Source organism: Streptomyces sp. NPDC111802, from assembly GCF_055634335.1.
In genome coordinates this window covers 1-20,677 of record NZ_JBVKCZ010000050.1, presented here as the reverse complement: position 1 = coordinate 20,677, position 20,677 = coordinate 1, and the positions used below count along the sequence as shown (strand labels likewise).

Annotated in this window: 18 protein-coding genes; 6 read left to right on the top strand and 12 right to left on the bottom strand. The window is 71.5% G+C overall.

The genetic code is table 11. The features are described 5' to 3' along the window. Window positions 1-8: 8 nt before the first annotated feature. The 5 genes from ACZ7NC_RS37755 to ACZ7NC_RS37735 form a co-directional block, all read right to left on the bottom strand. Window positions 9-2,003: a copper resistance CopC/CopD family protein gene (locus ACZ7NC_RS37755; RefSeq protein ID WP_471495369.1), complete on the bottom strand. Its 1,995-nt coding sequence runs from the start codon at window positions 2,001-2,003 to the stop codon at window positions 9-11. A gap of 13 nt (window positions 2,004-2,016) precedes the next feature. Further along, entirely contained in the window at window positions 2,017-2,472 is a 456-nt protein-coding gene (locus ACZ7NC_RS37750; RefSeq protein ID WP_471495367.1) for a copper chaperone PCu(A)C, read from the bottom strand. Then, window positions 2,469-3,134 (bottom strand): SCO family protein, encoded by a 666-nt coding sequence (locus ACZ7NC_RS37745; protein WP_471495365.1) that lies wholly within the window; start codon window positions 3,132-3,134, stop codon window positions 2,469-2,471. The genes ACZ7NC_RS37750 and ACZ7NC_RS37745 overlap by 4 nt, the downstream gene beginning before the upstream one ends. 75 nt (window positions 3,135-3,209) lie before the next feature. Then, window positions 3,210-3,953 carry a YcnI family copper-binding membrane protein gene (locus ACZ7NC_RS37740; protein WP_471495363.1) on the bottom strand — a complete coding sequence of 248 codons (744 nt, stop codon included), beginning with the start codon at window positions 3,951-3,953 and terminating at the stop codon, window positions 3,210-3,212. A gap of 225 nt (window positions 3,954-4,178) precedes the next feature. Continuing rightward, the gene (locus tag ACZ7NC_RS37735) at window positions 4,179-5,018 is read right to left on the bottom strand and encodes a hypothetical protein (protein WP_471495361.1); all 840 of its coding nucleotides are present in this window, start codon (window positions 5,016-5,018) and stop codon (window positions 4,179-4,181) included. Between the two features lie 222 nt (window positions 5,019-5,240). On the opposite strand from ACZ7NC_RS37735, the gene ACZ7NC_RS37730 reads away from it, so the two are divergent. The 3 genes from ACZ7NC_RS37730 (at window position 5,241) to ACZ7NC_RS37720 (ending at window position 7,565) form a co-directional block, all read left to right on the top strand. After that, complete coding sequence (locus ACZ7NC_RS37730; RefSeq protein WP_471495359.1) at window positions 5,241-5,690, top strand: ATP-binding protein; 450 nt, start codon at window positions 5,241-5,243, stop codon at window positions 5,688-5,690. Window positions 5,691-5,796: 106 nt separating this feature from the next. Continuing rightward, window positions 5,797-6,720 carry an intradiol ring-cleavage dioxygenase gene (locus ACZ7NC_RS37725; RefSeq protein ID WP_471495357.1) on the top strand — a complete coding sequence of 308 codons (924 nt, stop codon included), beginning with the start codon at window positions 5,797-5,799 and terminating at the stop codon, window positions 6,718-6,720. Window positions 6,721-6,731: 11 nt separating this feature from the next. After that, a complete protein-coding gene (locus ACZ7NC_RS37720; RefSeq protein WP_471495355.1) occupies window positions 6,732-7,565 on the top strand; it encodes a triphosphoribosyl-dephospho-CoA synthase in 834 nt (277 codons plus the stop codon). Window positions 7,566-7,708: 143 nt separating this feature from the next. On the opposite strand, the gene ACZ7NC_RS37715 is transcribed toward ACZ7NC_RS37720, so the two are convergent. The 4 genes from ACZ7NC_RS37715 to ACZ7NC_RS37700 form a co-directional block, all read right to left on the bottom strand. Next, the gene (locus ACZ7NC_RS37715; RefSeq protein ID WP_471495353.1) at window positions 7,709-8,938 is read right to left on the bottom strand and encodes an MFS transporter; all 1,230 of its coding nucleotides are present in this window, start codon (window positions 8,936-8,938) and stop codon (window positions 7,709-7,711) included. A gap of 68 nt (window positions 8,939-9,006) precedes the next feature. Further along, the gene (gene pdxR / locus ACZ7NC_RS37710; RefSeq protein ID WP_471495351.1) at window positions 9,007-10,386 is read right to left on the bottom strand and encodes a MocR-like pyridoxine biosynthesis transcription factor PdxR; all 1,380 of its coding nucleotides are present in this window, start codon (window positions 10,384-10,386) and stop codon (window positions 9,007-9,009) included. A gap of 96 nt (window positions 10,387-10,482) precedes the next feature. Beyond that, on the bottom strand, window positions 10,483-11,979 hold the full coding sequence (locus tag ACZ7NC_RS37705; RefSeq protein WP_471495349.1) for an aminopeptidase P family protein: 1,497 nt from the start codon (window positions 11,977-11,979) through the stop codon (window positions 10,483-10,485). Window positions 11,980-12,122: 143 nt separating this feature from the next. Then, window positions 12,123-13,634 carry a PP2C family protein-serine/threonine phosphatase gene (locus tag ACZ7NC_RS37700; RefSeq protein WP_471495429.1) on the bottom strand — a complete coding sequence of 504 codons (1,512 nt, stop codon included), beginning with the start codon at window positions 13,632-13,634 and terminating at the stop codon, window positions 12,123-12,125. A 503-nt stretch (window positions 13,635-14,137) separates the two neighbouring features. Here ACZ7NC_RS37700 and ACZ7NC_RS37695 point away from each other — a divergent pair. Together ACZ7NC_RS37695 and ACZ7NC_RS37690 are read left to right on the top strand one after the other, a co-directional pair. Further along, entirely contained in the window at window positions 14,138-14,797 is a 660-nt protein-coding gene (locus tag ACZ7NC_RS37695; protein ID WP_471495347.1) for a bifunctional DNA primase/polymerase, read from the top strand. Window positions 14,798-14,852: 55 nt separating this feature from the next. Next, window positions 14,853-15,509, top strand: coding sequence for a hypothetical protein (locus ACZ7NC_RS37690; RefSeq protein ID WP_471495345.1), 657 nt, complete (start codon window positions 14,853-14,855; stop codon window positions 15,507-15,509). 243 nt (window positions 15,510-15,752) lie between these two features. Here ACZ7NC_RS37690 and ACZ7NC_RS37685 read toward each other — a convergent pair whose 3' ends face one another. The 3 genes from ACZ7NC_RS37685 to ACZ7NC_RS37675 all read right to left on the bottom strand — a co-directional run bounded on the left by ACZ7NC_RS37685 (window position 15,753) and on the right by ACZ7NC_RS37675 (window position 18,615). After that, a complete protein-coding gene (locus ACZ7NC_RS37685; protein WP_471495343.1) occupies window positions 15,753-16,718 on the bottom strand; it encodes a DUF5926 family protein in 966 nt (321 codons plus the stop codon). Window positions 16,719-16,940: 222 nt separating this feature from the next. After that, on the bottom strand, window positions 16,941-17,579 hold the full coding sequence (locus ACZ7NC_RS37680; protein WP_471495341.1) for an ATP-binding protein: 639 nt from the start codon (window positions 17,577-17,579) through the stop codon (window positions 16,941-16,943). 208 nt (window positions 17,580-17,787) lie between these two features. Beyond that, window positions 17,788-18,615 (bottom strand): glycerophosphodiester phosphodiesterase, encoded by an 828-nt coding sequence (locus ACZ7NC_RS37675; protein WP_471495339.1) that lies wholly within the window; start codon window positions 18,613-18,615, stop codon window positions 17,788-17,790. Between the two features lie 268 nt (window positions 18,616-18,883). On the opposite strand from ACZ7NC_RS37675, the gene ACZ7NC_RS37670 reads away from it, so the two are divergent. Continuing rightward, window positions 18,884-20,545: a S1C family serine protease gene (locus ACZ7NC_RS37670; RefSeq protein ID WP_471495337.1), complete on the top strand. Its 1,662-nt coding sequence runs from the start codon at window positions 18,884-18,886 to the stop codon at window positions 20,543-20,545. The last annotated feature ends 132 nt before the right edge of the window (window positions 20,546-20,677 follow it).

Here is a 20,677-nt window from a genome sequence, read left to right as displayed (position 1 = left end):
GGTGAGGTTCAGCCGATCTGCGCGTTCTTGGAGACGGTGGCCTGGTCGATGTCGGAGGTCCGCACGGTCACGGCGATCTCCCAGTCGCCCGCCATGGGGATCTGCACTCCGCTCGCCGACCAGTGTCCGGTGGCGATGTGGTCGGGGACGACGGGCAGCGGCCCGATGTCCTCGGACTCCAGGGTGAAGGCGACCTTCACCTCGGGGATGTCGAAGGCGCGGCCGTTGGGCCGCTGCACGTACACATGCATCTCGTTGCCGCCCACGCGCGCGGGATCGAGGTCGACCCGTACGACGCCCTTGCCGTCCTCGCCGCCGGTGTCGAAGGACATGTCCAGGGTCAGCGCCCCGGCGGCGCCCGCGTCGGCGGACGAAGCCGCCGTGGCCGCCTTGGCCTGCTCCTCCGTACGTCCCGGTTCGGTCGACGTCAGCATGGTGGTGACGGCCAGCAGCACGACCGCGACGCCCGCCTCGGCCAGCACCGAGCGGCGCAGCCCGAACCGGTTCGGGTCGGCGTCCCGCCGCTGCTTCTGCCGTGCGGTGTCGATCGCGGCCTGCTGCCGGGCGAGCTGCGCGGCGCGCTCGGAGCCGCCGGCCTTCGTGCCGGAAGTAGCGTCGCCCTTGCCGGCCGAAATGGCAGTCGAACCGTCAGCCGAGCCGGAGCCGGCCGAGCCGGAGCCGGCCGAGCCGGAGCCGGCCGAACCGGACGCCGAACCGGCCCGTGCGGCAGCGCGCTCCTTCTCCTCCTCGTCCTCCCGCGGCTCCACCACGACCGTCTCCGCCAGCCGTGCCGTCCACCGCCGCGAGACCCACGCGATGCCCACCAGGAGCACCACGAGCCCGATCTTGACCAGCAGCAACTGCCCATATCGCGTGTCGGTGAACGCCGACCACGAGCCGAGCTGCCGCCACGACTGGTAGATCCCGGTCGCGACCAGCGCCAGCACACTGCCGAAGGCGACGCCCGAGAACCGCCGTACCGCCGACCCGTCGACCGGTGAGTCCGCGGGCGCTCGGTAGAGGGCGACGAGCAGCGCGGCCAGCCCGCCGAGCCAGCCCGCGACGGCCAGCAGATGGAGGATGTCGACCGGCATCGCGATCCCGGCCTGCAGCCCGGTCGAGGCGTGCTCGGACATCGCCCAGCTCGCCGCGAGCCCCGCCGCCACGACCGTCCCGCCGATGGCGAGTCCGAAGGTCAGGTCCCGCTTCTCCTCGTCCTCCCGCTTCTCGTACGCCCCGAACAGCACCGCGATGAACAGTGCCGCCGCGGCGAGCAGCAGCAGTCGGGACACCAGGGCCGCACCGGTCTTGGTCTGGAGCACCTGCCCGAGCAGCTCCAGGTCGAAGATGTCGCCGACCTTCCCGCTACCGGTGTACGAGCCGCGCAGGAGCAGCAGGCCGAGCGTGGCGGCGGTCAGGGCCAGCCAGCCGGAGACGGTCAGCCGCTGCAACGCCCGCACACCCGCCCCGCGCTGCCAGCAGGCGAGCACGAAGGCGGCACCGCCGACCATGACGATGAAACCGGCGTACGACACATACCGCCCGAAGCCGTAGAGCGCGCCGACGACCCCGCCGCCCGCTGTCTGGCCGGAGACCGAGACGGTGGTCTGGGAGGGGGCGCCGATGGAGAAGGTGTAGGCGCCGGCGACGGGATGGCTGTCCTCGGACACCACCTGGTAGGTGACGGTGTACGTGCCGTCGGGCAGGTCGTCGCGGAGTTTCACGGCGTATGTCGTGCCGCTGAGGTTGGCCGGGTCGCCCCGGTCGATGCGCTTGCCCTTGGGGTCGAGCACACGCAGGGAGTCGTCGGACAGGGCGACCTTCTCGGAGAAGGTCAGCGAGACCTGCGTCGGGGCCTTGTCCACCACCGCCCCCTGCTGGGGGTCGCTGCCGGTCAGCGCGGCGTGCGCGGAGACCGGTCCGGCGCCGGCGAGGAGCAGACCGGTGGCGGCCAGGAGCAGCAGCACCAGGGTCCGGACGCGGGGGGCGATGGTCTGGGTCAAGGCGATATCTCCCTCAGTGTCCGGTCTTCGGGGTGTACGTCGCCGACTTCACCGGCATCTGGACCGTGACCGTGCCGGATTCGGCGAACTGGAGCTTCAGGGTCACCGTCTCGCCCTGCTCGGGCTTCCGCTGCAGCTTGTCGAACATCAGGTGGTTGCCGCCGCTTTTGAACACGAGTTGACCGTGCGCGGGGACGGCGAGGTCCTCGACCTGCTGCATCGACCCGCCGGCGGTCTCATGGGCGGTCACCTCACCCACATCGCTGGTGACGGACGTCAACTCGTCCTTCGTTCCGCCCTTGTTGGTGACCGTCAGATAGCCGGCCGCCATGGAGTCGGAGACGGGCTGCGGCATGTAGGCGCCGCTGACCGACACCTCGGCCTTGGAGTCCTGTGCGTCCTCGGAGCCGCAGCCCGCGAGGACCAGGGCCCCGGTCAGTACCGCGACGGGCGCGACGACACGCCTCACGGCTTCTCCCCCTTGATCAGCTCGGGGAGGTCCTTGGTGTAGTCGTCGACGGTGGCGTCCTCGGTGTAGAGGACGTACCCGGCGTCGGTCTTCGGCGAGAACGCGATGACCTGGGTGCCGTGCGTGGAGACCGTCTTGCCGTTCTTGTCCTTGTGCGGCGGCTCGATGGAGATGCCGAGGGTGCGGGCGCCGGCCTGGATGGTGTCGAAGTCGCCGGTCAGGCCGACGACCTGCGAGTCGATGCCCTTGAGCCACTTGCCGAGCGCGGACGCGGTGTCGCGCTGCGGGTCGGTGGTGACGAACACGACGCTCAGCTCGTCCTGCTGCGCCTTGGGCAGCTGCTTCTTGGCGACGGCGATGTTGTTCATCGTCAGCGGGCAGACGTCGGGGCAGTTGGTGTAGCCGAAGTAGATCAGCGTCGGCCTGCCCTGGGTCTCCTTGCGGAGGTCGTACTTCTTGCCGTTCGTGTCGGTGAGGACCATGTCCGGCTTCTCGAACGGCTTGTCGAGCACGATGGCCGCCTTGTCCGAGCCGGCCTCCTCGGAGACCACGGTCACGGGCGAGGCGCCGTCGTCACCGTTGCCGCAGGCGGTCAGGGTCAGGGTCGCGGCGGCGAGCAGGGCGGCCGCGGCGAAGGTCGTCTTACGGGTCTTCGTGTGCATGGAGAAATGTCCCAGTTGTGAGAGCTCCGGCGCGCACCGGGTGTGCCCGGCGCGCGCCGTGAACCGAAGGGGTCGTCAGGCGTCGCCGCGACGACGGCCGGCGAGCACGCCGTACGCCACACCCAGCGCGCCGACGACGATGCCGACCACGCCCAGGACGCGGGCCGTGGTGTCGCTGCTGTCGGCGGGCTCGGCGGCCTCGGTCTTCGCGGAGGCGGCCTCGGCGTCGTCGGAGTCGGAGTCGGAGGCCTTGTCGGAGGACGACGAGCCGTGATGACCGTCCTCGGCGGCGGACAGCGCGAGCACGGGCGCCGGGTTCTCGGGCTCGTCCTGGCCCTCCTGCGGGACCTCGATCCAGCGCACGACCTCCTTGTTGTCGTACGTCTGGAGCGCCTTGAAGACGAGTTCGTCGGTGTCCTCGGGGAGCTGGCCGACGGAGACGGGGAACTTCTGGAAGAAGCCCGGCTTGACGCCGTCGCCGGTGGCGGTCCAGGTGATCTTGGAGACGGCCTCGGAGATCTTCTCGCCGTGCATCTCGATCGGCTTGTCCAGCGTGGACTTGGTGACCTTGACGTCCCAGCCGTTGATCGGCTCCGGCATCGCGGAGGCCAGCGGGTGGTCGGTCGGGAAGGTGACTTCGAGCTTGGTGGTCGAGGCCTTGTCGCGCTCGTTGGGCACCTTGAAGTCGACGACCGCGTAACCGCCCTTGGCGGCGGTGCCCTCCGGCTGCACGCTGACGTGGGCGAAGGCGGGCACGGACAGGGCGAGCACGCTCGTGCCGGCGAGGACGCCTGCGGCGGCGATACGAGAGGCCTTCATACGGAGCACTCCACTGTGAGTGAGATTCGGGATTTCTGTGGTGAAGAGGAGTACGCGTGCGCAGCGGTGCCCGATCACGCGGGGTCGGCGGGAAAGAGCGTCCCTCGATCGGGAACAGCGCACGCGCGCGTGCCGCACGACGGCGGCCCTCATCCCACGGATGTGGAAGGGCAACCCACGGAAGGGGGTTGCGTCCCACGGCAGTGGAGCGGCGGTCGCGTCGTGTCAGGCAGCGAGGTCGAACGCGGCGGCCGGCGGGCCGCGCCTGATCACCGTGTGCTGCAGAGCTACGGTGCGCGGTGCGGGACGCGCGAGTGACTCGGTGCGCAGGAAGCGCGGGCCCCTCTCAGGTGCGCCCGGCAGCCCGGCACGCAGGGCGCGCACCAGCGCGAGCGCTCCGCGCAGGGATCGTACGAGAGCCCCCTCGGCGACCGAATGCGCCGACGGGGCGGACATCTCGACGATCCGCAGCAGGGCCAGGTCCCCGCGCCGCAGCAGCCATCCCGCGACGACCGCCGCGAGCAGGTGGGCCAGCAGCATGGGAAGGGAGGGCAGCAGCGCGGCGGAGGAGTCGGTGGCGGCGGACATCGCGTCCGCCGACCGGTGCGCGGCATGCGCCCCCGTGCCCGTGCCGGTGCCGGTGCCGATCCGCGCCTCGGTGAGGATCCGCTGGGCCTGTGCGGGGCTGATGGCCGCCGCCGCGGTGCCGCACACGAGCCGCGCGGCCTGTTGGACGAGCGCGGTGTCGGACGCGGAGGCCGAGGCCGTCGCCCCGGCGGTCGCCGCCCCGTGCTGCCCCAGCCCGAACAGCGTGTGCAGCACGGTCTGTCCGACCGCGAGCAGCGCCGCGATCCCGGTCAGTGAGCGCTCGCGCCCCGTGAACGGCACGGTGACGAGAAGGACCCCCAGGAACCCCGCGCCCATCGTCCACAGCGGGATCGTGGCGCAGGAGCCCAGCACATGCCCGATCCCGGCCAGCACGACGCAGACCGCGGCGAACACCGCGGCCCGCAGTATCCGGAGATCGCTTCCGGAGCGCGCCGTGCGCGGGTGGGGGGCAGTCATGGCGGGCTCATCATCGCACTGGCCTTATGACCGCCATACGGCAGGTCCACAAGATGAGGTACGAGCGGAAGGTCACCTTCTGGTGTGGGCCGCCCCCACATACACCGATTCCCGCGTAGGCGCATCGACCATATGGGCGGCATCACGTCAATGATGTGCTTACAGGTGGGCACTCGCGGCAATACGTAACGGTATGTCGAGCCGCGGCCAGGAGGCTGGAGCATGAGCATCTGGTGGTCACTCCATCTGCGCCGTGAAGCCGCGAGCGTTCCTCTGGCCCGGCGCCTGTTGCTCGGCACCATGGAGACGGCGGGCGTCGACCCGGACGTCTCGTACGACCTCTCCGTCGCCCTCAGCGAGGCCTGCGCCAACGCCGTCGAGCACGGCGGCGCCACCACTCCGGACGGCTCGCCCCAGGCGTACCGCGTCACGGCCTATCTGGACGGCGAGAAGTGCCACATCGAAGTCGCCGACTCGGGCCCGGGGTTCACCGCACTCCACCGCGCCCCGCGCCCGGCGTCCTCCGACGCCGAGAACGGCCGGGGGCTGTGCCTCATCAGTGAACTCGCCGACCACGTCCAGATCGGCAACAAGCCGGGCCTGGGCGGTGCGGTGGTGAGCTTCGACAAGATCCTGAAGTGGCGCAAGGACGCGCCGTTGATGGCGGTGTAGGAACCGTCGCGACGCAATCCGGCGGCTCCGGCTTCCTCAGCAACTCACAGCCGCCGCACAGCGCCACCCCAACCCCCTGATGGGTGGCGTCCCTAATTTCCCGGCCATGACGGGAAACCACAAGGACAAGTCGATCACCCGGCGCCGCGCGATCGCGGTGACCGGAGGCACCGTGGCGGCCGGCGGGCTCGCCGTCGCGGGTTACCAGGCGGCCTTCGCCGACACCGGCGTCACAGCGACCGCCTCCGCGAGCGCCTCGGAGAGCTCCGGCTGCATGACGCTGATGTCGAGCGTCACCGAAGGCCCGTACTACCTCGACGGCGCCTTGGTGAGAAAGGACATCACCGAGGGCAAGAGCGGCGTCCCGCTGACGCTGCGCCTCACCGTCGTGGACGCCACCGACGGCTGCACCCCGGTCAAGGGTGCCGCCGTCGAGATCTGGCACTGCGACGCCTGGGGCCACTACTCCGGCTACACCACGGCCAACCCCGGCGGCTCCGCGCCCGCCGAGAGCGAGGACGGCTCGACCGCCGACGACAACACCTATCTGCGCGGCTACCAGATCGCCGACGCGGGCGGGGTCGTCAAGTTCGAGACGATCTTCCCCGGCTGGTACACCCCGCGCACCTGCCATATCCACCTGAAGGTGCACACCGGCGGCCAGAAGGAGGACGGCACCTACGAGGGCGGCAAGGTCAACTACACCGGTCAGCTGTTCTTCGACGACGGGATCGCCGAGGAGATCTTCACGCTGGAGCCCTACTCGCGGCACTCCGGCAGCTACACCACCCTCGACAACGACATGGTCTACGACGGCGGCGGCGCCTCCAGCGGCCTGCTGACCCTGAAGGCCGTGCACAAGAAGGACCCCGCCAAGGGCTACAAGGGCTTCCTCACCGTCGCCGTCGACCCCGACGCCGAGAACACCGGCGCGGGCAGCGGTGGCGGTGGCGGCGAGGGCGGTGCCCCGCCGAGCGGCGCCCCGAGCGACGCGCCCAGCGGCACCCCGTCGGCCTCCGCCTCCTCGTAGGGGGTACGGCCATGAGCAGCCGCGAGGACGAGGCGCTCGCGCGGGCCGCCGTGACCGCGCTGACCGGGCAACTGGCCCTGGCTCCCAAGCCGGGCCTGCCCGACCCGCGCGACCTGGGCGCCCGCGTCACCCGCCGGGACCACCGCATGCTGCGCTGGTCGGCGAAGTCGCTCGCACCGGGCCTCGCGGCGATGGCCGCTGCCGCCCGGCGCACGGGCGAGCCGACCCCGGGGCTCCGTACGGAACTCGGCGCGATCGGCAGATGCACCGAGCACTCGGTACATCTCGCGGGCGGCGGCCACCGGGGCGCCCTGTGGGCGCTCGGCCTGCTGGTCGCCGCGGCCGCGCTGGACCCCCGGGCCGACGCGCGGGACGTCGCCGCGACCGCCAGGCGCATCGCCGCCCACACCGACAGACGCGCCCCGCGCAGGCCCTCCCGGGGCTCGTCGGTGTCCGCGAAGTACGGCGCCGCCGGGGCACGCGGCGAGGCACGGGCCGGATTCCCGCACGTCCGGCGGGCGTTGGACGCGCTCACCACGGCCCGCGCGGCCGGCGCCACGGAGGAACAGGCCCGCCTGGACGCCCTGCTCACCGTGATGTCCACCCTTCAGGACACCGAACTCCTCTACACCGCGGGCCCGATCGGCCTCCGGCACGTCCAGGCGGGCGCCCGCGGCGTCCTGGAGGCGGGCGGCACGGCCACGGAGGCCGGTGCGCAGGCCTTGGCGGCCCTCGACGCCGACCTGCACGCGCGCGCGTGGAGTCCGCGGGGGAGTGCCGGGCTGCTCGCGGGGGCGCTGTTTCTGGATGCCCTGCCCGTCAGGCCACGGGCGCGGGCCGCTTGACCTCCCGGCGCACTCGGGTGCCGGCGGCCCACCCGCGCCGCAGGCCTTGGCGGCCCTCGACGCCGACCTGCACGCGCGCGCGTGGAGTCCGCGGGGGAGTGCCGGGCTGCTCGCGGGGGCGCTGTTCCTGGACGCCCTGCCCGTCAGGCCACGGGCGCGGGCCGCTTGACCTCCCGGCGCACACGGGTGCCGGCGGCCCACCGCGCCGCCGGCCCCATGGCGTACGACGCGGCCAGCGTCACCGCCCCCAGCAGCAGCCACCCCGGCGTCCCCCACCCCACCAGAAGCGAGGTCAGGACGAGCGGCCCCAGTGTGCGCGCCACGGTCACGCCCGTTCCGAAGAACCCCTGGTACTCGCCCACCCGATCCGCCGGCGCCAGCTCGAACGACAACTGCCAGGACCCCGCGGACTGCCCCATCTCGGCGACGACCTGCAGCACCGCCCCCGCGACCAGCACCCCGGCGGCCACCCGCGGCGAGGCCCCCGCCGACAGCGCGAACACCGCGCACGCCGCCAGCATCACCCAGCCCGACCGCCGCACCGCGCGCGTGGCCGACGCAAGCCCGGTGACGCCGCGCGCCATGCGCACCTGGAACGCCATCACCGCCCCGGTGTTGAGCACGAACAGCGCGGAGACCAGCCAGGCCGGCGCGTCCGTCCGCTCGGCGATCCACAGCGGCAGCCCGAGACTGAGCAGCGGCATCCGCAGCAGCAGGACGGTGTTGAGGAAGGTGACCAGGGCGTACGGGCGGTCCCGCAGCACACCGAGGGAATCCCGGCCGCGCCCGGGAACGGGCTCCACGGTCGGCAGCCGCACCAGCACCCCCGCACACACGACGAAGCTCACCGCGTCCAAGGCGAACACCGCGAGATACGCCTCCCGAGTCCCGGCGCTCAGCGCCAGCCCACCCAGCCCCGCCCCCACCGCCAGCCCGGCGTTGAGCGTGGACTGAAGATGCGCCAGCAGCCCCGTCCGGTCCCCGGCGGACACCAGCCCCGCCAGAAGCGCCTGCCGGGCCGCCGCCAGCCCCGACTGGGCGGTCGCGTACGCGCACGCGGCCACGACGAACGGCACAAAGCCGCGGACGACCAGGAAGGACGCCACCGCCAGCGCCGTCGCCAGCGCGAGCAGCACCGCGGTGCCCCGCGGCCCGCGCCGGTCGGCGAGCCGCCCGAGCGGCACCCCCGCCAGCGAGCCGACGGCCCAGGCGACGGTCAGTCCGAGCCCCACGCGCGCGGGCGCGATGCCGACGACATGGGTGAAGTACAGCGCCGACGTCACGTAGTAGGCGCCGTCGCCGATCGAGTTGGCCAACTGGGCCGAGGCCAGGACGCGTTGCGGTCCCGCGGGCGGGAGGAGACGGGTGGTCATGCCAACGACGTTAAGGATCCGGTGGACCCATCGACAGGCCCAATACCGATGCGTCTCAGTGGCCCAATTCAGGCCCCTTCCAGCACCTTTCCCAGCACTTCCAAGGCCTCCGGATACACCCGCTCCCGAGGCGTCCCGTACCCCACGACCAGCCCCTGCGGCCGCCCCTCGGCCCGGCCCGGCGTATGCCAGTGCTCACCCAGCCGCCCCACCGCGAGCCCCTCCGCCTCCGCACGCGCCAGCACCCGTGCCTCGTCGTCGACCTCCACCAGCGCGTGCAGCCCGGCCGCGATCCCCCGCACGCGCCGATGCGCTCCGAGCCGTTCCAGCAGCCGGTCCCGGCGCCTGCGGTACCGCAGGCGGCAGGCCCGCACATGACGGTCGTACGCATGGCTGTCGATCAGCTCGGCGAGCGCCAACTGACCGATGGACTCGGTGTGATGGTCGCTGTGCAGCTTGGCGTCGGCGACGGCGTCCACCAGATGCGGCGGCAACACCATCCAGCCGAGCCGCAGCGCGGGGCCGAGCGTCTTCGAGGCGGTGCCCAGGTACGCCACCTGGCCCGGCGCCATCCCTTGCAGCGCGCCGACGGGCTGGCGGTCGTAGCGGAACTCCCCGTCGTAGTCGTCCTCGACGATCAGCCCGCCACGCGCGCGTGCCCAGTCGGTGAGCGCCCGCCTTCGCTCCGGGTGCAGGGTCACACCGGTCGGGTACTGATGCGCGGGCGTGACGACAACGGCGTCCCAATCCCCCAACTCCCCCGCGCACGCACCCCGTTCGTCCACCCGCACGGGCACGACGACACCCCCGCCCCGCCGCACCACGTCCCGATGGAACGGCAGCCCGGGATCCTCCATGGCGACGACGCCGCCCTCCAGCACGCGCGTGAGCAGCGCCAGTCCCTGCACATACCCGGAGGTGATCACGATCCGCTCGGGCGGCGCGATCACCCCACGCGCCCGCCCCAGATAGCCCGACAGCGCGGTCCGCAGCTCGATCCGCCCGCGCGGATCGCCGTAGTCGTACGCCATCGAGGGCGCCGTGGCGATCGCCCTGCGCAACGCCCGCAACCAGGCCGCCGCCGGAAACGCCCCTACGTCCGGGCTCCCGGGCCGCAGATCGAAACGCGGCGCACGCGCGCGTGCGGCGGCCTCCGGCGGTTCGGCGTCGACCGGTGGCAGCGCCGCGACCTGGGTTCCCGATCCCTGCCGAGCGGTCAGATATCCCTCGGCGACGAGTTGGTCGTAGGCCGCCTTGACGGTGTTCCGAGAGATCCCCAGCTCATCGGCGAGCCGCCGGGTGGCGGGCAACCGGGCCCCAGGAGCGAGCCGCCCGTCCCGTACGGCATCACGCAGGGCCCTCTCGAGCCCCGCACGACGTCCGTCGGCGGCGGCGAGCTCTATGTGCAGGTCCACACCAACCCCCTCAGGGGCGCGGGGCTGTGACATATGCGGCTCCGCCGCGTGGGCGCGACCAGCCCCCACGACCCGCAGACGGCAAAGATGGCCGGACACCCTGTTGGTACCCGGCCATCAATCCCCAAGTCAGCTCTTCAGAGATGCCATCCAGCTCTCGACCTCGTCCGACCGCCGAGGCAGCGCGGCGCTCAGATTCCGGTTGCCGTCGGCCGTCACCAGAATGTCGTCCTCGATCCGCACACCGATACCCCGGTACTCCTCCGGCACGGTCAGGTCGTCGGCCTGGAAGTACAGCCCCGGCTCGACGGTCAGCACCATGCCCGCCTCCAGCGTGCCGTCGACGTACGACTCCACGCGCGCGGCGGCGCAGTCGTGCACGTCCATGCCGAGCATGTGCCCGGTGCCGTGCAGCGTCCACCGCCGCTGAAGGCCCAGCTCCAGCACCCGCTCGACCGGCCCTTCGACGAGCCCCCACTCGACCAGCTTCTCGGCGAGCACCCGCTGCGAGGCGTCATGGAAGTCCCGGTACTTCGCGCCCGGCTGCACGGCCGCGATGCCGGCCTCCTGGGCCTCGTACACGGCGTCGTAGATCTTCTTCTGGATCTCGCTGTAGCGGCCGTTGATCGGCAGCGTGCGCGTGACGTCGGCCGTGTAGTACGTGTGCGTCTCGACGCCCGCGTCGAGCAGCAGCAGGTCACCGGAGCGCACGGGCCCGTCGTTGCGCACCCAGTGCAGCGTGCACGCGTGCGGTCCGGCGGCGCAGATGGAGCCGTAGCCGACGTCGTTGCCCTCCACGCGCGCGCGGAGGAAGAACGTGCCCTCGATGTAGCGCTCGGAGGTCGCCTCGGCCTTGTCGAGGACCTTCACGACGTCCTCGAAGCCGCGCACGGTCGAGTCGACGGCCTTCTGCAGCTCGCCGATCTCGAACTTGTCCTTGACCAGCCGTGCCTCGGAGAGGAAGACGCGCAGCTCATCGTCCCGCTCGGCGGTGACCTTGTCCGTCAGCGCGGCCTCGATGCCGGCGTCGAAGCCACGGACGACCCGGACCGGGCCGGTGGCCTCGCGCAGCTTGTCGGTGAGCTCGCGCACATCGGAGGCCGGGATGCCGTACAGCTTCCCCGCCTCGGTGAGCGAGTGCCGGCGGCCGACCCACAGCTCGCCCTGGCCGGAGAGCCAGAACTCGCCGTTCTCGCGGTCGGAGCGCGGCAGGAGGTAGATCGTCGCCTTGTGACCGTCGGCGACGGGCTCCATGACGAGCACGCCGTCCTCGGTCTGGTTGCCGGTGAGGTACGTGTACTCGACCGACGCCCGGAAGGGGTACTCGGTGTCGTTCGAACGGGTCTTCAGGTTGCCCGCGGGGATCACCAGACGCTCACCGGGGAACCGCGCCGACAGCGCGGCGCGCCGCGCGGCGGTCTCGGCGGCCTGGGGGATCGGCTCCAGGTCACGCAGCTCCGTGTCGGCCCAGCCGGACTTCATGTTCTCGGCGAGCTCGTCGGAAACGCCCGGGTACAGGCCGTTCTTGCGCTGCTTGATCGGCTCTTCAGACTCGGTCTCCGGGGTCTCCGGGCCCGCTGCGGCAGCAGCAAGATCTGGCACAGCCGGGGTGAGCTCGTCGGCCACGGTCATCCTCCTCGATACGGCATTCGACCCCGTCCATCGTATGGTCGTGCACGCGAGGGCCCAGGGGCGAAGGACCAGCGGCCGCCTCTGCTATGCCGCAGGCAACGCGCCTGTTATGGGTGGTCACCGAGGGCCACGAGCCGCTACTCGAAGCGAGCGGCCAGAAGTACGACGTCCTCGTCGCTGTCCGCCTGATCCACCCCGCCCGGCAGCACGGTCCGCAGGACGTGGTCGACGACGGCGTCCGGGTCGTGCCGGACCGCCCTGGGCACCCCTGCCGCCGCGGCGTGCAGCCGCGCGAAGGCGCGGTCGGTGGGGTCGCCGGTGCGGTGCAGCAGCCCGTCGGTGTACAGCAGAACCGTCTCTCCGGCTTCTGCCGTCAGCTCCACGCTCGGCGCCTCCCAGCACGCCAGCATGCCCAGCGGGGCGGAGACGGAGGTCTCCACGAACTCGGTGCGCCGGTCGCCGATCAGCAGCGGCGGGGTGTGCCCTGCGCCGGCCAGCGTGATCTTGCGCAGGGCGGGCTCGCAGTAGGCGAACAGGGCGGTGGCCGAGCGCGCGGGCTCGGTGAGCCTGAGCAGCAGCTCCAGGTCGGACAGGACCGCGACCGGGTCCTCGCCCTCCATGACGGCGTACGCCCGCAGACTCGCCCTGAGCCGTCCCATCGCGGCGACCGCGCTGGGCCCGGACCCGGTCACCGAGCCGACCGCGAGGCCGAGCGCGGCGTCCGGCAGCGGCAGCGCGTCGTACCAGTCGCCGCCCCCGCGCGGGCCGGTGCGATGCCGGACGGCCAGCTGGACGCCGGCCATGCGGGGCAGTCGGGAGGGGAGCAGCTCCTCGGCCATCGTCCGCATGCACGCGCGCGTGCGCTCGACTTCGAGGAGCCGGGCCAGGTGCTCGGTGGCGTAGCGGGTGTACAGCCCGATGAGGTGGCGCTGGCGCTCGGACGGTTCGGCGGGCTCGTCGTACAGCCATACGGCGGCGCCGAGGCGGCCGGCGTCCTCGGTGGTCAGGGGGAAGGCGTAGCTGGCGGCGTAGCCGAGGCGGGCGGCGACCTCGCGGTGGCGGGGGTCGAGTCCGTCCTCGGAGAGCAGGTCGGGCTGGGCGATCTCGCCGTCGCCGCCGGGCAGCCCGTCCAGGATCCTGCCGTACGACATCGCGCTGCGCGGGACGGTCTCGATGTGTCCGAGGTCGGCGCGCGCCAGGCCGAGGCCGATGGTCGTGTCGGGGCCGAGCCCGTCCGCCGGCTCCAGTACGACGAGGCCGCGGCGGGCGCCGACCAGGGCGGATCCGGCGCGCAGCAGTTCCTCCAGGGCCTCGGCGAGTGCGCTCGTACGGGCCAGGCGCTCGGTGAGTTCGTGGAGCGTCGTCAGGTCCGAGACCCAGCCGGCGAGACGGTCCTGAAGCAGCGCGCCCGGTGCGTTCGGCGGGGCGACCGTGGAACTGCCGGAGGTTACGGGCGCGGGCGCGACAGTGTGTGCGGGCGAGGGAACCGTCGAATCGATTCCGGCCACTTTCGGAGGGTGAGGGGCGTTCATGGCGTCCGGCTTTCCGACCGGTGCGTATTGCTCAAAAGCATCGCAAACCCCCATGTCATTCTGCGCCGCTAGCAGTGTCTCCACATGTACACGCACTCGTAAGGGGATGTCCAGCATTGTCCTGCTGGGATTCCTGGTGTCCATGGGCAACCGGAGCACTCCTCGTAGACCTCTTGCGCAAAGGCAAAGTTGGCTTAAAACTGCCTCAGGGAACGGCGTATTGCGGTCGACTGGTTTCGCTCCACGAAGCGTCACAGCGGTCGTGATGGGTACGTACTCGGTGAAGGCCAGGGGTGGTTGAGAACCACCCGGAACCTGGTGACGGACCCGGGCGTCTTAGCCACTGACGATCGTGCCCCATCCTCCCGTGGCGGAGGCGAAGAGAAATACGCGCGACGGCAAAACGCCAGACTTCGCCACCCCACGCCACGCCCATGCTTTTGGTAGACGCGGTATGGGCGAGGCTGCCGCGGAAGCAGCCAACGCTCGGCCCATAGGGGTTCCCCTTGCTCAAGGCAGGGGTGTGATGCGCCAACAGGTACGCACAGTGAAGTGATCGACACATGGTGTGATGTGGTCCACGGTGTTGCCAGCGGTGCAACGGAAAGGAACGAGCGCTCATGCGCGAGATCCTCGGAAGGCGACGCAGGCTCCTGCGCGGTGACGGGAAGCCTGAGCTGATCAGCGCGGCCCTGACCTTTGCGACGGAATGGCAGTGGCCAGTACTCCCGGGAGTGACGACGCACCCGCAGGGGCACTCCCGCTGCGGCTGCCCCGACCCGGAGTGCACGGTTCCCGGTGCCCACCCCTTCGACCCCGGCCTCCTCGCGGCCACCACCGACGAGCGCATGGTGCGCTGGTGGTGGGGCAACCGCCCCGCGGCGCCGATCATCCTCGCCACCGGCGGCAAGGCCCCCTGCGCGGTCAGCCTGCCCGCCCTGCCGGCCGCGCACGCCCTGACCGCACTCGACCGCATGGGTATGCGCCTCGGCCCGGTCGTCGCCTCGCCCGCCCGCTGGGCGATCCTGGTGAAGCCGTACTCCATGGAACAGCTGGGCGAACTGCTGTACGCCAAGGACTTCGTCCCCGGCTCCCTCCGCTTCCACGGCGAGGGCGGCTACATCGCCCTGCCTCCGTCCGAGACGGGCCAGGGCGCGATCAGCTGGCAGCGCGCCCCGCTGCCCGGCTCGGCCTCGCCGTGGGTGCCCGATGTGGAGGCCGTGGTCGACGCAGTGGTCGAGGCCCTCACTCGTACGGGTGTGAGCGCACCCGAGTTGTAGGGGTGTCCGGCGCGCGCGGAACGGCGCACGCACGCATGGTCGTTATCTTCCGGATATGCCGCGTCATTCCAGGGGAAAAAGGGCACCGTCGTCGCATCGCCGCGGGCCCAACCAGCGAAGAGTCCGTCTGATCGCCCTCGCGTCCGTCGCGGCGGCCGCGGTCGCCCTGCCATTGGCCTGGGCGGCCGCCGGCCAGGTCGTCGAGGCGGGCCGCGCCGCCGTGCGGACGTCCGAACGGTCCACCCCGCACGCCCCGAAGGACGCCGCCGTACGTCCGTCCCCGCGCGGCGACGCCAAGGCGCCCTCGGTCACGCCCAGCGACTCCGCGGCGCTGCTCGACCTCGGCCTTGCCACCGCCGTGCGCTGCGGTCCCGAACTCACCTCGCCCGAGGGTGTCGAGGCGCAGACCTGTGTCCTCACGCAGGGTGAGGACACCTGGGCGCGCACCTACTTCCGCAATGCGACCGGTGGTGCGCTGGACTCCGTACTGAGCCTCATGGGGCCCGGTGGACGCACGGTGCAGATGCGCTGTGCGGTGGGGGCCGAGGACGAGCCGGGGACGTGCGAGACGCCCCGGGAGCGCACGCGCGCGGGGCTGGACGCCTACACGGCGGTCACGGAGATCGCGGAGCGGGCCGGGGGCGGGGCGCTGCTGCTGCGCTCTGCGAGCAACGCCGCCCCGGACAATTCGGAAGCGCCCTCGGGCAGTTGACGTTCGACGTCATTCCGTAAAGGAGCGCGCACATGGAAAGACCCGGTTGCTGGCGACGGGGGATGCACCAGCAACCGGGCTAATGGAACGGTAACAAGAGATCGGCAGTTCGCAAATTCGATCCGGGCTTTCAAGTCACGGATTCCCTTGCTCCGCAGGGGAGTTGTGATCGGATTCACCTCTCCCGCGCGGGCCCGTTCGGCTGAACGGCCGTTCAGCCGAACCCGATCTCCGCGCTGTGCGTCAGCTGAGCGTGACCTGCCGGTTGGTCAGGCCGCCACGCGCGCGACGCTCGTCGGGGGTGAGCGGAGCGTCCGTGGCCAGGGCCGCGGCGAGGCGCTCGGCGAACTCGGCCGCCGGCTTCTCCACGTCCTCCGCGCCGACACCGCTCGGCAGGTCCCAGACCGGCACCGTGAGGCCGTGAGCGCGGAAGGAACCCACGAGGCGGGTGCCCTCGCCGAGGTTCGACCGGCCCGCCGCGTGCAGCCGCGCGAGGGCGTCCAGAAGCTGCTCCTCGGGGTGCGGCATGACCCAGCGCAGGTGGTTCTTGTCCGGCGTCTCGCACCAGTAGGCGGCGTCCACGCCGGTCAGCTTCACGGTCGGGATGGCCGCGGCGTTGGCCCGCTCTAGGGATGCGGCCACCTCCGGAGTGGCGTTCTCCGCGTCCGGGACCCAGAACTCGAAGCCCGGGTGAACAACTGGCTCGAACGCGCCTTCGGGATCGAGCAGATCCTGCAGCCGCGGACCGTCGGCGGGAGCGCGGCGACCCTGGACCGGGGTGCCGGGCCGTGCGGTGAGGGCCTGCTGGAGGGTGTCCGCGAGGTCGCGGCTGATGTCGCCCGACGCCGTGTCGTTCTGCAGGCCGAGCAGCACCGAGCCGTCGTCGCGGCGCAGGGCGGGCCAGGCCATCGGCAGCACCGTGGCCAGCGTGACCGACGGGACGCCCTCGGGGAGGCCGCCCTTCAGGGGCAGTTCGGCGGTGGCGGCCGGCACCAGCTCGCGCAGGGCCACCCAGTCGCACTCACCGGGCAGTCCCTCGAACGGGCGCTGCACCAGCTCGGTCACCGCCTGCGCGGCGGCCCGGCCGTGACAGGCCTTGTAGCGCCGGCCGCTGCCACACGGGCAGGGCTCGCGCGCGCCGACAACCGGGATCTCTCCGTCCACGATCTGCGGGCGCTTGGCCTTGGTCTGGACTCGCTTCTTGGCCATGGTGGATGTCTCCCGGTTACGGCTCGTCTGGTACGGGCGCGAGCCTAGCCGTTCAGGCCATGACCGACGGGAGGCTGTGGACAACCCGTCAGGTCGTGCCGGGAGTAAGGGCGGCCCGGGGCGAGTGCTCGGCCGTCGCCGAAACCGGTGTCTTCGCCGAAACCGGGGCCTCGGCCGGACCGGTGTCTCGGTCGAACCGATACCTCGATCCGGGTCCGCTCTTCAGTCCAGGTCGTCGAAGGCGTCCGCGAAGTCGAGGCCGGATATCGCGCTCACCGACGGAGCCGCAACGCGCGTAGCGAAGTCGTCCCGAGGGTGCCCGATATCCGGATCGTGCACGTCGTCGTGGACCACGACCCAGACCGTCACCTCGCCCCGGGCGTCGTCCCGTACGCCCCAGTCGTCGGCGAGGGCGGTGATGATGTTCAGCCCACGGCCGCCGTGTGCGGTGACCGAGGGCGTGGCCGGAGCAGGGCGGGTGGGTCCGCCTCCGTCCGTCACCTCCACGATGAGCTTGCCGCCCGTGTCCACGCGCCACGCGGCGCGGACGTCGCCGTCCCCGGACAGCGCGTCACCCAGCGGCCTGCCGTGTTTGCACGCGTTGCTCAAGAGTTCGGAAAGAATCAATACGGCATCGTCGATGACCGATTCCGCCACGCCACCCCTGCGCAACTGCGAACGCATACGGTGTCTCGCTTTCCCCACGCCCGCAGGACCATGGGGAACGGCCATGCTCGACGACGTGGGCACCTCCTGTGCCACCACCAACGCCACCCCCGAGACCTCCTTTGCCCCACGCCACGGAGTGGATGCCCCATTGGCCTGTACCGGAAACCGGCCAATCACTGTCCGGTGACGCATTCGCCACGATCGAATACGGACCGAACGCGCCGGAGCACTCCCCGTAATCGACATGGCTGGAATTCTTCGGTGTGGCCGAGAGTGGAGGATGGGGCTGAAGGGACTGCCGGGTCAAGAGGTTGTGCAGGGATTCAAGCGGTTTTAGGGGTTTCCCTGTACGACGCTTACTCGGGGGCGGGGTGCAGCCTCGGCCGCGCGCGCGTGCGTGTCAGCGGCCGAGCTGACGCAGCACCGCGCGCGGGCGGTTGGTGATGATGGCGTCGACGCCCAGGTCGACGCAGAGGTCGACGTCCTCGGGCTCGTTCACGGTCCATACGTGCACCTGGTGACCGGCCCCCTTCAGACGCTCCACGTACGCGGGGTGATTGCGTACGATCCGGATCGAGGGACCGGCGATACCGACGCCCGCCGGCAGCCGCCCGTCCCGCAGCCGCGGTGAGACGAACTGCATCAGGGAGACCGTCGGCAGCGTCGGCGAGGCGGCGCGCACGCGATGCAGCGAGCGGGCCGAGAAGCTCATCACACGCACCGGGGACTCGGCTGCCGAGGCGGGGGCGTCGAGCCCGAAGCGCTTCAGCAGGAGCAGCAGCCGCTCCTCGACCTGTCCCGCCCAGCGCGTCGGATGCTTGGTCTCGATCGCCATCTCCACCCTCCGTCCTGCGTCCGCGACCAGCTCCAGCAGCCGCTCCAGGGTCAGTACGGAGGTGTCCTCGGGGTCCTCCGGCCGGAACTCCCAGTCGGGCTCCTCGGTCCGGTTCTTCCACGAGTCACGGTTCTTGCGGGACCCGAAGTCCAGCGCGGCGAGCTCGGCGAGCTCCAGGGCGGAGACCGCGCCGCGGCCGTTGGACGTACGGTTGACGCGACGGTCGTGTACGCAGACGAGATGGCCGTCCGCGGTGAGGCGTACATCGCATTCGAGGGCGTCCGCACCGTCCTCGATCGCCTTCTTGTACGCGGCCAGGGTGTGCTCTGGAGCGTCTTCGGAGGCTCCGCGGTGGGCGACGACTTGGATCTGCTGCTGCCGTGCGTGGGTCACCGCGTCATGGTGCCACCGGACCGGGGTAGGCGTGCGACCGGAGCAGTCACCAGAGCGTTGGGATTGCGTCCGTTTAGTCATACATGACCTATATAAAGAGTGGCCGCGGACCCACAGCAACGGCTTATGGTGCTCTGACGGCCCGTGGGAAAAGCTGACGGCATACAAAAGACATGCACAGCTGAAGCGCACCGGCCATGAACAAACGTGGACGGGCGTGACCGAGTGCGACCGACAACCCCAGCCGTGGATCTATAGGAGAGAAGCTGTGAGCACCGAGAACGAGGGCGCCGCGGTACCCCCGGCCCCGTCCGCACCCCCCGTGCCGGCGGATGCTCCTGCTGCTCCGGCCCCCCAGGAGCGCCCGGCTCCCCAGGCCGACGCCGCCCCGACCACTCCGCTCCCGCCCGTCCCGAACGCCGCCCCGTCGACCTCGAACGGCACACAGCCGTACGGAGCCCAGGCGGCAGCCGACGCGCAGCAGCCGACCGACGGGTCGCAGCAGCCGGCGCACGGGCCACAGCAGCCGACGCACGGGTCGCAGCAGCAAGCCGACGGGTCGCAGCCGTACGCCTCGAACGGTGTTCAGCCACCGGCGTCGAGCGGCGCCGAGCCGCCCGCCTCCCAGGGTTCGGCACCCGACGCCTCCTGGCCGCCCCCGCCGCCCGCCACTCGGCCGTACGCCGACGGCGGCGCCGCCCCGGGTGGTGCCGGAATGGCCGGGCATGGGATAGGCGATGCGGGTGCCGGTATGGGTGGTGGGGGCGGTGGCTCCGAGTGGGGTGCCACGTACCAGCAGCCGGCGCCGAAGCCCGGCCGTGGGCGCGGTGGCCTGCTCGCCGCGGTCCTGATCGCCGCGCTGGTCGCGGGCGGCCTGGGCGGCGGCCTCGGCTACACCCTGGCCAAGAACGACGACAACACCTCCTCGACGACCGTCTCCGCCTCCGACAGCGGCGGCTCCGTCAAGCGCGACCCGGGCACCGTGGCGGGAGTGGCCGGCAAGGCGCTGCCCAGCACCGTCACGATCCAGGCGGAGAGCAGCAGCGGCGAGGGCGGCACCGGCACCGGGTTCGTCTTCGACACCGAGGGCCACATCGTCACCAACAACCACGTCGTCGCCGACGCGGTCGACGGCGGCAAGCTCACGGCGACGTTCCCGAACGGCAAGAAGTACGACGCCGAGGTCGTCGGCCACGCGCAGGGCTACGACGTGGCGGTCGTCAAGCTCAAGAGCGCCCCGTCCGACCTCAATCCGCTCACGCTGGGCGACTCCGACAAGGTCGCCGTCGGCGACTCCACGATCGCGATCGGCGCCCCCTTCGGTCTGTCCAACACGGTCACGACGGGCATCATCAGCGCCAAGAACCGCCCGGTGGCCTCCAGCGACGGCACCGGCAGCAACGCCTCCTACATGAGCGCCCTCCAGACGGACGCCTCGATCAACCCCGGCAACTCCGGCGGCCCGCTGCTGGACGCGCAGGGCAATGTCATCGGCATCAACTCCGCGATCCAGTCCGCCGCCAACGGCCTGGGCGGCACCAGCCAGTCCGGTTCGATCGGCCTCGGCTTCGCCATCCCGATCAACCAGGCCAAGTACGTCGCCCAACAGCTGATCAAGACCGGCAAGCCGGTCTACGCCAAGATCGGCGCCTCCGTCTCCCTGGAGGACACCAGCGACGGCGCCAAGATCACCGAGCAGGGCGCCAGCGGCTCCGACGCGGTCGAGGCGGGCGGCCCCGCCGCCAAGGCCGGCCTCAAGCCGGGTGACGTCATCACCAAGCTCGACGACAGGGTGATCGACTCCGGCCCGACCCTGATCGGCGAGATCTGGACCCACCAGCCCGGCGACAAGGTCACGATCAGCTACGAGCGCGACGGCAAGTCCCGCACCGTCGAACTCACCCTGGGTGCCCGCACGGGCGACAGCTGACGCGACGGCACGCGCGCGTGGGGCCGGCTTCCCCGCGGGCCAGGTCTCCCCCAGCGTTTCCCCCCCCCCCTCCCTTCCCCGGGTGAACGCGAAGTGCCGCCCCCCCCGTCCTCACACCGAAGGCCACAACTT